Source organism: Leptolyngbya boryana PCC 6306, from assembly GCF_000353285.1.
GTDB lineage: Bacteria > Cyanobacteriota > Cyanobacteriia > Leptolyngbyales > Leptolyngbyaceae > Leptolyngbya > Leptolyngbya boryana.
This window is the reverse complement of sequence record NZ_KB731324.1, coordinates 1,380,440-1,393,039: the sequence shown is the minus strand read 5'-3', so window position 1 is coordinate 1,393,039 and position 12,600 is coordinate 1,380,440. Positions and strand designations below refer to the sequence as shown.

The following is a 12,600-nucleotide window of genomic DNA, read 5'->3' as shown; positions in this document are numbered from 1 at the left end:
AGACGATCAACGGAGGCGCGATCGCTATGACTAACCAGCTTGCACTATTTGACCTGCCAGAAGCACCGAAACCTACTCCTGAAATCGCAAAAGTCGTAGTTCCGAAGCATTTAGAAGCCGAAGTCTTAGCCTTCGTCAAAATGCTCAAAGCACCTGCAAAAGGTGTTGTTCAAAGCAAGCCCTTCGCAGTCACGATAGCCCGCAGTACCGAAACTAAGCGCTATCTTATCCCTGCCGTCACTATCACTGAAGAACAAAGCGAGATGCTCGATCGAGAAGTTGAGAAGCTGATTGCTGAAATGGATCGGCTGAAGTTTAAGAGCGGCGATCGATTGCAAGTGTTAGCAGGTATCTCTGAAAGATGCGGAATTCCTGTAGAGGTAAGACAATGAGCACTCTAAGACATGGTGAACACATCGCATCCTCAATGGATAGCGGATTACGCCACATTGATCAGTTGCTAAAAGTCGCGATCGCAGTCAATCAATTACCAGAAGATCGATTTATCGGAGAATTCTACTTTCCGTACTTCGCAATTCCTGTTGCTGGGGATTTTGTTCGACTCAAAGGCGAGATAGTTTATCGATGTGTCTCGCGGCAAATCGACGCAAATGAGTTGGATTGCGCGTCTGAGATTCGGATTTGGATTGAGGAGGTGGAGTGATGCCAGCACTTGAAAGACCCATTCTGTTTAGTGGTGAAATGGTTCGAGCAATTTTGAGCGGCTCGAAAACACAAACGCGACGGATTGTTAAACCGCAGCCGCGATTAGGGCTGCTGGGTAATGGACAACCTATCGGTAATGGACAGTTAGTGTGGGAGCCGAAGAAAGATAGAGTTATTCCGCTTACGGATAGCTGCCTACATCAAATTTTTGATTACTGCCCATACGGTTCTAAGGGCGATCGTCTTTGGGTGAGGGAGACGTGGCGACCTCGTAGTTGGGGAAGTGATTTTGAATGGATGATGATCCAATACAAGGAAGGTGATGACGTAAAAGAAATAAACCCCTCTGACGTATGGGGAGATGATGCAGAGGTTGTATGGGCAAAAATGTCTCGTGAGTGTGTTGGCGCTGGTAATCCTACAACTGATTCTGGTGACTTCATTTTAGAAAAGCCACTGAAGTGGAGAGCGTCTATCTTTATGCCTCGTGCAGCGTCACGTATCACACTCGAAATTACCAACATCCGAATCGAGCGATTACAGGACATATCTGAAGAGGATGCCAAAGCCGAAGGTGTTCCACCATTCGATTGGAACGATGGGTGGAGCCTTCGCCCAGCTCCAGCATTTGAAAAGCTCTGGGATTCGATTAACGGGGCAAAGCATCCGTGGTCTAGCAATCCGTGGGTATGGGTTGTGAGTTTCTCAAGGATTGAGGAGGTGACAAAGTGATTGTTGAATTACTCAGGAAGTGGGCAGAACTAGAGCCAGATCGGTGCGAGATTTACCCGAACAGCGCTGAACTGCTCAACGTATTTCTGAATCCTTGGATTATCAACTTCAGCGCGGTTTCAATCGAGCTTGGTGCTTACGATGCAGCCGCATTGCAAAGAGCGGTGCAAGCATCGATCGACAATCGAGACTGGCGATGCAAAATCTTTAACTCAGCGGCTGGATGGAGCGCAAAAGTTGTGCCTTCGTCAGCACTAAGCAATATGACTTTCGAGAACTATCTGGAGTATCGCAACCAAGAATTAGCGATCGCGCTTCTTAATGCCTATGTGGTGTGTTTGGAGGCAAATCAATGAATCAGCTTGATTTGATGCCGCGTGAAGTGACTTCACCTCTACCAGGAACCGTGCATATCCCGAACTGGCTCACCATTCCTCAGCAAAATGCACTGCTCAATCTGATTCGCGTTGCAACGGATGGGCGATGGTACACCCCAGAAATGCCTAACGGAACACCAATGAAGCACCCAATAGCCTGCTTGGGCTATGCTTGGAAGCCCTATCTTTATTTCATACAAGAGCCATACCGACCTTTACCGCAAGAAGTGATTGATATCACGCGAAAAGCGTTGCTAGATGCTCGAATCAGCTATCACCCTTACGAACCTGACACGGGCATCGTCAACTGGTTTCCGCCTGATTCCAGTCTAGGTTGGCATCAGGACAAATCTGAGCATCCGGATCTGATCGCAGTTGGAAGCCCGATCGTAACTTTCTCGATCGGGGATAGCGCAATCTTCCGACTAAATGACGAAAAGCAGGTTTCAGGATCTCACGAGTTAGAGCTAAGAAGCGGCGATGTGCTGATCATGAGTGGTCGATCGCGCCTAGCGTGGCACGAAGTTCATAAAATTTTGCCTGATACTCGCCCGATCGATCTCAACCTCGACAAAGCAGGCAGAGTTAGCCTCACGATTCGACAAGCATTAGTTCATACAAAGAGGTAGCAATGAGCAACGATCGACCTACACCCAATCCAGGAAGCAATGAAGCCCTAAATCTTGGCTGCCGATGTCCCGTGCTCGATAATAGTCACGGCAAGGGATATTTCATGCAGCCCGGACTCTTCGTTTTCAACTCCGACTGTCCATTACACGGTCAGCTACTACCAGCAGAGGAGAAAACGAATGCAGACGATTAATCATTCATTACCCCCTACACAATGCGAATGCGGCGAAGTCGCAGACGGTCTAGACGGTCTTCACTGTCAACTCTGTTGGGAGAAGCTTTGTAGCACTTCTTGGTGGCAGTTAGTTAACAGTATCAATAGCATGGAGCAATCAAATGCAGAAAATTGATCATCCCCCGCACTATCAAGGTGCATCGCGTCAGTGCTGCAATACATTAATGGTTCTGGGGGTAACGCCTGAGCAGCTAGAAGGTGAGTGTATCGACGCGATCGAGCAACTGAACTTCGGGTTTAACCTGGGTAATGCAGTCAAGTATCTCTGGCGATGCGGACAGAAAGGAAGCGCGATCGAAGATCTAGAAAAAGCAAAGTGGTATCTCGCGAGAGTGTGTATCCAAGCCGATCGTGAGGCTCAAGATCGCTGTCGAACCGCAATCTTCATGATTGACGTGCTGATTAGAGCTTTTCGCAAACTTGGAGCAACCCCACCGAAGGAGATTGGCTCTGATCCAGACTTCGGCGCAACGGTTGTCTGTGCCCTGCGATACTGCATGGGGCGCAAAACCTACATGCCATCTACGATCGTTGCATTCGCTAAGCGACACTGGCAGTTTATCTCTGAGAACGATCGCGTGGATATCGCTAAGGATATCCACTACGCATTCAAACAGGCTGAAAAGAGTGGAGACTACAGCAGCATCGGAATGGACTGCGATATCAGGCTTTGGTCAGAATTTCGCGATTGGATTCAGGAACAGCCATGACCCCAGAACAACGAATCGAAATTGAACGGATTGTTGATGCTGCACTTACAAGGCGATTGGGCGTGCTGATCGATGGTGCTAGCTCTACATCGCAGTACATCAGCGATGCCGAGGTTTGTGAGCTATTGCGATGCAGCGATCGACAGTTGCGAAAACTCATCTCCGATGGTGAGTTAGTCCAGGGCGCGCATTTTACTGGAAGTAATCGATCGCGTCTTTGGATTAGAGAACGAGTTGAGCGCTACATCGAAACGCGCGGACTAACAGAAGTGCAAAACAAGGATGTTAAGCGATGGCTGAGAGGTTAGAACGGGAAGATGAGTGCGATCGTTGCGGGTGCGATCGCAAAATCGAATATTGGGCGATGTACCCATGGGGTGTGGTTGGACTGTGCGCGGGACACGCTAACGAAGCTAAGACTGATCCGGCTTGCTCTGAGGTAGAGCCGTGCGATCGCTAATTCAGCTTCTCTAGGTCGGATAGTGGAAACCATTCATACCATCCATTCACATTCACCAGTGCCTTACGTCTCAATATCCCGCATCGGTACACATGACCACGGTAATGAGTTACGCCCTTAATCTTTACTGCTGTTCCAAACTTGGCTTGTTTCCAGTGCATGTGACTAAGACAGGATGTAAATGTACAGAATAAACAGGACGATCGCAAGCTCCCAATTATTCCGAATCCACCAAACTTGATAGGACAGACATTGAAGAAATTGCCTAAGCATGTGTCTCCTCACATAACTCCTCACAATGTAAGGAGACTGGTTACACAAAGAATTTGTGCGCCTGCAAGACTACCACCCTATAAAGCTTCCGCTTGTTGTAAAGCTTAATTTGTGCGGTTGTATTTTCCCGCCACTTTCCTAAATGCGATCGCTATTCCTACATCATTGCGCCTGCGTCACGACAACAAATCTAGGTAGCCCGTCTCGATTTGTTCCATGCCATTCGTCAAGCGGTCTGCGTCTGTACTGTCCTTCTGCCCAATCTTCATCTCGATATAGCACTTCCCAATCATCGATTTCAGCACAGGGAGAAACAACACCAAGAACGATATAGTTTTTCTGTTGTCGGTTGTTGAACCAAACCGATCCGGGTTTAGGAAAGTTTTGCATCTTTTGCTGTGATTAGTTAAACGCGATCGCCCAACTATTCTAAATCCTCTCCCCCTAACAAATCAGGCATCTGAGACTTACTCACTGATCCAAGGTAGTGCTGAACCATTGTTTTCGGGGAATTGCCCGCGTATTTCGCGGCTTCTGCGATCGGCATTCCGAGCGCGATCGCATGACTCCAAACTGAATGGCGATTTTTGTAAGTGGAGCGATATCGCACGCCAGCGGCAAGTAGTGAAGGTTTCCAGTGTCGCTCCCGAAAATTATCCGTATCGATGTAGCCGCCCATCGGAGCCGGAAAAATTAAATCATCCTCGATCGTGTTCTGGGGTTTTATTTTCTGCAAGAATTTCACCATCGCTTCAGAGAGTGGCACGGTGCGAGTTTTGCCCGTCTTTGTGGTCTTGATTTGATGGCGGCGATTATCCCAAGATTTGTCAATGCAGAGATGTCTCTGTTGCCATCTCACATCGCCCCAAGTCACCGGAGTCAGTTCATTGGGGCGCGTACCCGTGCCGAGCAATCCCTTGACGAAATTCAGGTAATAACTGCCCTCGAACTGCTTCAGAATCTTATCGACCTCCTCTTGAGAGAACGGGTCAGGGCTGGGCGATTCTGCCTTCGGCAACTTTACTGTTTTCCAAGGATTTTCCTCGACGTTAAGCCACTCCCAACAGGCAATCAGTAGATTCAAATACGATCGCCGCGTTGACGCTTTTCCTCCAATCTCGTCTAAAAAATTCTTCGCGTCCAGCGAATCAACATCTTCGACCACAGTTCGCTCCCATCGGCTCAAATGCGATCGCACATTTTTGTATTTCACGTCATGCGCCATCTGGCGAGCTGCGGTGAATTCGTCCCAAACATCTAAAATCGACTTCTTCGGCTGCTCTTTTCCGTAGCGGGCTTTTGTGCGATCGTAAGTTCCGACAAAAATGTCATGCTCAATCTGATGGGCGACTTTCTTTGCCAAAATCTCATACGATTTTGTTGCAGGGCCGATCGCGAGTGTCTCTTGCTTGCCGTCCCATCGCCACCGCAGGCGAAAGCGATTTCCAATCTTCTCGATCGCAACCGTTCCCTTTGAATTTCGCGGCATTTTTCAGTACTCAATTCGTACTCAATTTCAGTAATTTTATGCCGTTTTGTGCCATTTCCTGCCGTCTACTGCCGCAGTGAAAATCCTCTAAAAACACAAATCAGCAACCGTCAAAGTGCTGAGGTGTCTGAATCACAGTGTTTTCAAGGGATATGGGCGATACTGGATTCGAACCAGTGACTTCATCCCTGTCAAGGATGCACTCTACCACTGAGTTAATCGCCCGCAGTTATTTACAGTAGCAAACTTCTCTCGGCTTGTCTAGTCCTAATTTTTTATCCGCAAATCCAATGTGAAACGTAAACAACTTTAAAGAAGTATGGCGCAATTTGGGGACTTGCTGGAATAATCAGTTTGTAAGCTAAACATCTGTCGTGAGTTTGATAGGGAGAATACGTTTTGGATTCGCGCACTCAGCAATCGGCACACTTGCCCTCTCAAGTCGCTGCTCAAGAGGACTTCAGTGAATACGTCGCTCATCTTCAACTTCATATGGCGTTACAAGCTCGGAATCTCGTTCCCCGACTGACCAACACTCCGGATCATCGGGAGCAGTTACTCCATCAAACCCAAGCAGATTTTGAGAAGTTCGCTTCTCGGCAAATGTTTTTCTAACTGGGCTTCCATCGATAAACGCTTCAATGTAGTCAGAGCACGAATGCTCTGACTTTTTTATTTCAGATTTATTTGATGAATAAATCCACGGGTAATCGCAAGTAAACGTTTTGAGGATCATTCATCGATTTCAGGCTTTCTAGCTCGGCTTGGAACTTTTTCATCTCGCTGGTGAGCGGATCGATCGCGGTAGATTCTTCAATGCTCGAACCCATCAAACTTTCGAGCAAGCGCTCTTCAAACGATCGCGGTTTTGGAAATTCTTCAATTTGCCAATCTTCCCCAAGGTTGGCTCGCTCGGCTGCGGCTCGAATTGCGTCTTGCAACCCACCCAATTGATCAACTAAGCCCAATTGCTTCGCCTGAATCCCTGACCAAACCCGACCTTGAGCAATTTCTGCCACCTTGGACTTTTGCAACTTGCGAGAAGCTGAAACCTTGGTGAGAAACTGATCATAAATACGATCGACACTCTTTTGAATCAGGGCTAGCTCTTGAGGGGTTTTCGGACGAGAAACGGTTTGAGCATCCGCAAATCGACCCGTTTTGACGACATCCCAAGTAATTCCATTGCGATTCGCAAGTTGCTGCACATTGAGAATTCTGCCAAAAACGCCAATCGACCCTGTAATCGTCGTTGGCTCTGCAAAAATCTCACTCGCATAGGTAGAAATCCAATATCCACCCGATGCGGCAACATTGCCCATCGAAACAATCACAGGTTTGACCTGATTGGTCAAAATTGCCTCACGCTGAATAATCTCTGAAGCGGTCGCACTGCCACCTGGACTATTGACTCTCAGCACGACAGCTTTCACATCGTCATCTAACCGTAATTCTCGCAGTTGTCTCGCTAAGCGATCGCCTCCGATTTGCCCAGTCGCACCTTGCCCATTGACAATTTCGCCTTCAGCATAAACAACGGCGATTTGATTGCGACTGGATCGATCATTGCGGTTGCTCTCTGCAACTCGTGCATAATTTCTTACGCTAATTTGTCGAAACGACTTGGTATCATCGTCTTGACCCGTAATCTTCTTCAGGTCTGCAATCACTTCATCGAAATACGCGACTCGATCGACTAATTTCTGTTTGACGGCTTCTTGAGGGTCTAACAGCCCGGCGCGATTTGTGATTGCTTGCAGTTGTCGAGGAGTCAGCTTTCTAGCTTTGCTCGTTGTACCTAAGATCTCAGTCCAAATGTCACTTAATAGCTTCTGAGTTTGTTGGCGATCTGCCGGACTGCGACGATTCTGCAAAAATGGCTCAACCGCCGATTTATATTTACCGACCCGCGTCACCTGCACACCCACCCCAAACCGTTGGAGAGCCTGAGCAAAAAACACGCCCTCAGAACTTAATCCATTCATTTCCAGCCCACCGATCGGATTCATGGCGATCGTATCTGCGGTAGAGCCTAAATAATATTCGCGTTCCTGCCAATCGACATCATACGCATAGATTCGTTTGCCGCTCTGTTTGAAGCGCTCTAGAGCGGAACGGACTTCTCTTAACGTTGCATAACCTGTCGTATTCGGATTGTTGCCCCCATTCAGATATAGCCCGACAATCCGATCGTCTTTTGCTGCCTCATGGATCGCATCTAACACCGATCGCAACCCAATCACATTGGGACGATTTCCAGCGATCGCATCATTGAGAACATCCCGAGTACTAGCACTAGCAGGCGCATCCGTAATTGTCTGCGAAAGATCAAACACTAAGACAGATTTGTCTCGCACCGTCGGAGCCGAATCACGAGCCGCCATCATCGAAATCGAGATGAGTAGCAGTAAAAGCCCACCCACGCTGATACCTAGAAAAATAAACAAACCAAGTACAGTGGCGAGGGTGTGTTTCAGAAAGTCACGCATACGTTAGAGAAGCCTGGGAAGAAGTCGCTTTTCCATGCTACATCTGTTTTTGCAGAATCAGTTGGAAGGCGGGGGAGTGGAGATATCTCTCTATCCCCCTATCTCCCTAATTTTCTGGAACATACGCTGGCAGCGATCGCACCAGACTCGTCCACTCCTGATTTGCATTCACATAGCCAATCTCAGCCATATAAGTGCGATCGCCTTGCGAAATCGGCACATCACAGCTCAATGCCATATCGTCGATGTCATGTTCCTCATAGCGAGCAGGCAATTGCGTTCCTGCATCTGTCACATCGTACAGCCGCAAGACCAGATTCTCACCAGAACTGATATCCAGTCGAGAACGCAACGATCGAGGAATATCCCAGGACGCATAAGCCCATCGAGAATTTCGAGGAGTCAACACCAAACGCCCTTCACTGATGCTTGTCGTGAATGAATTCGGTTCACCTGAGACAAACACATTGGTATCCACGAGATCGGGATCAAATTCATAGGAATCGATCGCTGTCTCGCCCGTGACAAACTGATTCGGTTCAGTGACAGCAGCGTCTTGCGAGTCTTTGCGTTGACCCGATAAGAATGACCAAGCTGCGGCTCCTGCTCCGGCTGCTGCGGCTCCTGCAGTTGCTGCGCCTCCTGCAAAAGTATTCACCCCCGTTTGAGCAGTATCGCTAGCAGTCTCCCCGGCTCGATTCGTAATTCGTTGGAACCAATTCGGCGAGTTAGAAGGTTCTGCTTCAGGCAATTCAGTAGACGCATCATCGCGATCGCCTGACAAGAAAGATTTTGCAGAATCGACTGCACCTGTTGCAGCTGCGGCTCCGCCTGCCACTGCTGTACTACCCGCGTTCGCTATATTGCCCAGGAAATTAGAACTCGAAGTTGCCGGAACGCGTACATGGGTCGATCGAGCTAATCCCAACCATTGACCTTCTGGAGTGAGATAGCCAATTTCAGCGAGATAATCGCGATCAGGGAGTGCGATCGGCAAGCGTTGACGTTGGGTTAATTCATCACAATCAAATTGTTGAACACTGTGAGCAGGCTGATTTTCCAAGTCGATATCGGTGACATCGTACAGCCGGAGCGCTAGCTTCTCGCCCCCCTGCTGACGCATTGCCTGACGCTCCTCGCTCGGAAGATCCCAAAATGCCTCAACTTCTTGAGGGCTACGCGATTTGAGCACGACTCGGCTCTGCTGACCCCGATTACCAAAGGTTGACCAAGCGGCGGCGCCTCCCGCGATCGCAGTTCCTCCCGCGATCGCAGTTCCTCCCGCGATCGCAGCGCCTCCAAGATTGCCCCAATCCCCGAATCCATCTTGACCTGCCCGAGTCGCATCTCCGACGAAATTTGCGTCTGCATTGGCATCGACACCTAGCCCAGTCCCGAATTCAGGGGCATCAACCGCTGCGGAGCCATTGCGATCGCCGTGGAGCGGATCAAACCCACCTTCTACATAAGGGGCGCTGAACGTATCGTCGCGTTCTGGTAAATCTCCGGCGGCATAGCCAGGAGCATTAAAGCTACCTGTTGCACCTGCATCGACTGGACCGCGACGACTGCGAGCGAGCATCCAGAGCAGGGTTGCACCAGAACCAATTGGGAGGAGCCACCAGAGCCAGTTCGGTAAGCCCCCTGTGCCTGCTCCTGCGCCATTCGCCCCGGCTGTATCGCTACTTGGGAACAAGAATGCTAAAGGATTGCCGTCTCCAGTTTGCGAGGTTCCATCTTGAGCGTTATTGCCGCTTGGAGAGGTAGCTGTGGTTCCCGCTGTGCCTGCTGCGTTCTTTTCAGTTGCAACTGGGGCTTTTTTATCGTCTGTACCTGCTTTGGTCGGTGCTTTTGCCTCAGGTTTAGCCTCTACTTTCTTGCCTGAAGCTGGAGCGGCAGCACTCAGCGCGATCGCATCCGCGACTCCGGATTGGGTGAGCGTTTTTTGTCCGACTGGAGCCGTCGCAAATCCTAAAAAGGCTTTCACGGCATCGTTCGGTTCACCTTTATAAACGTAGTAAAGCGCTTGCGAGAAGGGATAGCGAGGATCAGTTGGGGCGACATTATCCAAGGCTATTGCCTTCGCGCCCGCCAAACCTTTCGTTTGATTCGCCGTCACGTAGCCGATACCAGTGTTGCCCAGTCTAGAGACAACTGCTTTCGTCGTATCTTCGTTCAGTTTCTCAACCGTTGCGCCTGTTGCAAAATTCCCTTGTCTGAAGACAGGATAGCTTTTGAACGCTTCGCGGGTGTCGCTAGAATCCGGTCGATCTACAAACTTCACTGGGGCAGAAGATCCACCCACTTCTGACCAATTTTTGATTTCGCCGCGAAACATTTTGGCAAATTGGGTAATCGTGATGCTTTTTGCGAAGGGGTTGTCTGCACCGACCAAAATCGCAATTTTGTCTCGTCCCACGGGTACAGCCGTTAAGCCTTGCGCTTTTTCTTGCTCGTTGAGCGGTCGCCCGATCGCTGCGAGATCCACTTTTCCTTCAACAACGGCTTTGATGCCTTCGGGAACTCCGTTAGCCGCAACGTTAACTTTCGTGCCTTGAAATCTCTGCTCGAATCCTTTCTTCAAAACATCGTTGACCGCTGCCATGCTGGTTGAGCCATCGATTCGGACATTGGTGCCCGCTTTCACGGAAGCCGGAAGTTGGAAGGTGGGAAATTGTTGTGCTCGAACCAGTTGTACTTCTGCGACGGTGGTGGTCAAGAGAAGTGCAAAGCCGACTGCGGAGGAATATTTTTTATGCACCATACTTTTTTACCTGTGGGAGCAAAAACTTTTTTACACCGTTGCAGCCCATAAAGACAAGTGCAACTGGATACGAACGGCTCTGAATCGAACCCTGAATCGAACCTGAGAACGTCCGAATTCATATCAATTCATACCATTAGATTCGCGTATTGATCACCATAGGATGAATTTAATCGTTTTGATCCGCTGTTAAGAGTTTATTAATGGTTGGATGAATATGGGAAGATTGGGGCGTTCAAAATATCAATCAGTGTGGAATGCAGAATTCGCAGCGGCAAGAAGAAGTCACGCTCACGATGTCAGGCAAATTGATCGATTCAGGCTATCAAAATGCTTTTAAAGCAGAGGTGCGATCGTATTTCGATCACATTGCAGCGCAGATCGATCACTGGAATCAGCGCAATCAATATTATTATCAAGACCTCGATCGCTTGCATCAATTCTTCATTCCACCGGGTCGCCGAGTCCTGGAAATTGGCTGTGGAACTGGAAATTTACTCGCTGCACTTGATCCTGCGATCGGAGTCGGCATTGACTTTTCTGAACCCATGATTCAGATTGCTCAAGCAAAATACCCTCATCTCCAGTTCTATTGCTTAGATGCAGAAACGCTCAGTCCGGATGATCTCAATCCGGCAGAATTCCAGTTTGATTTTATTGTGCTTTCTGGAGTATTAGGACATTTAAGCGATGTGCAGCAAGTATTAACAAGACTGCACCCTTTTTGCCATCCTCGAACACGATTGCTTCTAACCTTTCACAATTTCTTATGGCAGCCTTTGTTGCACTTCGCTGAGAAAATTGGTCAGCGTCGTCCCCAGCCTGCTCAAAGTTGGTTATCGATGACCGATGTGCAAAATTTACTTCAAATTACAGGCTACTTACCGCTGCGATCGAGCAGGCGTTTCTTGTGTCCCAAGCAGATTCCCGTAATCGCACCCTTTTTTAATCGATTTTTGGCGCATCTGCCGATTCTGAATCATTTAGGCCTCACCAATTACATTGTGGCAAAGCCTCAGTTTGGAGCAAATACACACCATTACTCTTGCTCAGTCATTGTGCCTGCTCGCAATGAGGCAGGCAATATTCGAGATGCGATCGCGCGTTTACCGCAATTAGGAAGTCATACCGAAGTCATTTTTATCGAAGGACACTCTCAGGACGAGACTTGGAACGAGATTCAAAACGTGGTCAGTCAAGGGCATCCGCACTTTACTTTAAAGGCTTTACAGCAGACAGGAAAAGGCAAAGGGGATGCGGTGCGGCTTGGATTCGCACAGGCAACGGGCGATATTTTGATGATTTTGGATGCAGATTTGACGGTGCAACCCGAGGATTTACCCCATTTCTTTGAGGTGATTGCTCGCGATCGCGGCGAATTTATCAATGGCTCAAGGTTGGTTTATCCGCGATCAGGCAAGGCAATGCCTTGGTTAAATAACTGGGCAAATAAGTTTTTTAGCTTGGCATTTTCTTTCTTACTCGGACAACCGATCAAAGATACGCTATGCGGCACAAAAGTTTTGCGGCGAGATGATTACGAAAAAATTGCAGCCGGACGAAGCTATTTTGGGGATTTTGACCCGTTTGGTGACTTTGATTTACTCTTTGGGGCAACCAAACTGGGCTTGCATTTAGTCGATGTGCCTGTTCGGTATCAACCTCGAACTTATGGCACATCTAATATTGCGCATGTTCGTGAGGGATTAGTTTTATTGCGAATGTGCCTCTACGCCTCTCGGAAAATTAAGTTTTTCTAGGGTTGAGCGTTTCTA

15 protein-coding genes and 1 tRNA gene are annotated in these 12,600 nt (G+C 48.6%); 10 read left to right on the top strand and 6 right to left on the bottom strand.

The genetic code is table 11. The features are described 5' to 3' along the window. Window positions 1-26 precede the first annotated feature (26 nt). The 8 genes from LEPBO_RS0106675 to LEPBO_RS0106645 all read left to right on the top strand — a co-directional run bounded on the left by LEPBO_RS0106675 (window position 27) and on the right by LEPBO_RS0106645 (window position 3,658). Complete coding sequence (locus tag LEPBO_RS0106675; protein WP_026148463.1) at window positions 27-392, top strand: hypothetical protein; 366 nt, start codon at window positions 27-29, stop codon at window positions 390-392. After that, the gene (locus tag LEPBO_RS0106670; RefSeq protein WP_017286766.1) at window positions 389-664 is read left to right on the top strand and encodes a hypothetical protein; all 276 of its coding nucleotides are present in this window, start codon (window positions 389-391) and stop codon (window positions 662-664) included. The genes LEPBO_RS0106675 and LEPBO_RS0106670 overlap by 4 nt, the downstream gene beginning before the upstream one ends. Beyond that, a complete protein-coding gene (locus LEPBO_RS0106665) occupies window positions 664-1,398 on the top strand; it encodes an ASCH domain-containing protein (RefSeq protein ID WP_017286765.1) in 735 nt (244 codons plus the stop codon). The genes LEPBO_RS0106670 and LEPBO_RS0106665 overlap by 1 nt, the downstream gene beginning before the upstream one ends. Further along, on the top strand, window positions 1,395-1,754 hold the full coding sequence (locus LEPBO_RS0106660) for a hypothetical protein (RefSeq protein WP_017286764.1): 360 nt from the start codon (window positions 1,395-1,397) through the stop codon (window positions 1,752-1,754). The genes LEPBO_RS0106665 and LEPBO_RS0106660 overlap by 4 nt, the downstream gene beginning before the upstream one ends. Beyond that, on the top strand, window positions 1,751-2,404 hold the full coding sequence (locus tag LEPBO_RS0106655) for an alpha-ketoglutarate-dependent dioxygenase AlkB (protein WP_017286763.1): 654 nt from the start codon (window positions 1,751-1,753) through the stop codon (window positions 2,402-2,404). The genes LEPBO_RS0106660 and LEPBO_RS0106655 overlap by 4 nt, the downstream gene beginning before the upstream one ends. Before the next feature lie 2 nt (window positions 2,405-2,406). Then, window positions 2,407-2,598 (top strand): hypothetical protein, encoded by a 192-nt coding sequence (locus LEPBO_RS42210; protein ID WP_144056154.1) that lies wholly within the window; start codon window positions 2,407-2,409, stop codon window positions 2,596-2,598. A gap of 143 nt (window positions 2,599-2,741) precedes the next feature. After that, window positions 2,742-3,350, top strand: a complete 609-nt coding sequence (locus LEPBO_RS45020) for a DUF3310 domain-containing protein (protein WP_017286762.1) — start codon at window positions 2,742-2,744, stop codon at window positions 3,348-3,350. Beyond that, window positions 3,347-3,658 (top strand): helix-turn-helix domain-containing protein, encoded by a 312-nt coding sequence (locus tag LEPBO_RS0106645; protein WP_017286761.1) that lies wholly within the window; start codon window positions 3,347-3,349, stop codon window positions 3,656-3,658. The genes LEPBO_RS45020 and LEPBO_RS0106645 overlap by 4 nt, the downstream gene beginning before the upstream one ends. On the opposite strand, the gene LEPBO_RS42205 is transcribed toward LEPBO_RS0106645, so the two are convergent. The 4 genes from LEPBO_RS42205 to LEPBO_RS0106630 form a co-directional block, all read right to left on the bottom strand. Then, window positions 3,655-3,843: a hypothetical protein gene (locus LEPBO_RS42205; protein ID WP_144056153.1), complete on the bottom strand. Its 189-nt coding sequence runs from the start codon at window positions 3,841-3,843 to the stop codon at window positions 3,655-3,657. The genes LEPBO_RS0106645 and LEPBO_RS42205 overlap by 4 nt on opposite strands. Window positions 3,844-4,245: 402 nt before the next feature. Then, window positions 4,246-4,473 carry a hypothetical protein gene (locus LEPBO_RS0106640; protein WP_017286760.1) on the bottom strand — a complete coding sequence of 76 codons (228 nt, stop codon included), beginning with the start codon at window positions 4,471-4,473 and terminating at the stop codon, window positions 4,246-4,248. A gap of 34 nt (window positions 4,474-4,507) precedes the next feature. Further along, window positions 4,508-5,572 carry a tyrosine-type recombinase/integrase gene (locus LEPBO_RS0106635; RefSeq protein ID WP_017286759.1) on the bottom strand — a complete coding sequence of 355 codons (1,065 nt, stop codon included), beginning with the start codon at window positions 5,570-5,572 and terminating at the stop codon, window positions 4,508-4,510. Between the two features lie 153 nt (window positions 5,573-5,725). Next, a tRNA-Val gene (locus tag LEPBO_RS0106630) sits at window positions 5,726-5,797 on the bottom strand. A 174-nt stretch (window positions 5,798-5,971) separates the two neighbouring features. Between LEPBO_RS0106630 and LEPBO_RS0106625 the strand changes: the two genes are divergently transcribed. After that, window positions 5,972-6,187 (top strand): hypothetical protein, encoded by a 216-nt coding sequence (locus LEPBO_RS0106625; protein ID WP_017286758.1) that lies wholly within the window; start codon window positions 5,972-5,974, stop codon window positions 6,185-6,187. A 68-nt stretch (window positions 6,188-6,255) separates the two neighbouring features. Here the strand turns inward: LEPBO_RS0106625 and sppA are convergent, their stop codons facing one another. Next, window positions 6,256-8,061, bottom strand: coding sequence for a signal peptide peptidase SppA (gene sppA, locus LEPBO_RS0106620; protein ID WP_017286757.1), 1,806 nt, complete (start codon window positions 8,059-8,061; stop codon window positions 6,256-6,258). Window positions 8,062-8,167: 106 nt separating this feature from the next. Continuing rightward, complete coding sequence (locus tag LEPBO_RS39805) at window positions 8,168-10,825, bottom strand: DUF4912 domain-containing protein (protein WP_017286756.1); 2,658 nt, start codon at window positions 10,823-10,825, stop codon at window positions 8,168-8,170. Between the two features lie 257 nt (window positions 10,826-11,082). Between LEPBO_RS39805 and LEPBO_RS0106610 the strand changes: the two genes are divergently transcribed. Then, complete coding sequence (locus LEPBO_RS0106610) at window positions 11,083-12,585, top strand: glycosyltransferase (RefSeq protein WP_017286755.1); 1,503 nt, start codon at window positions 11,083-11,085, stop codon at window positions 12,583-12,585. Window positions 12,586-12,600: the final 15 nt, after the last annotated feature.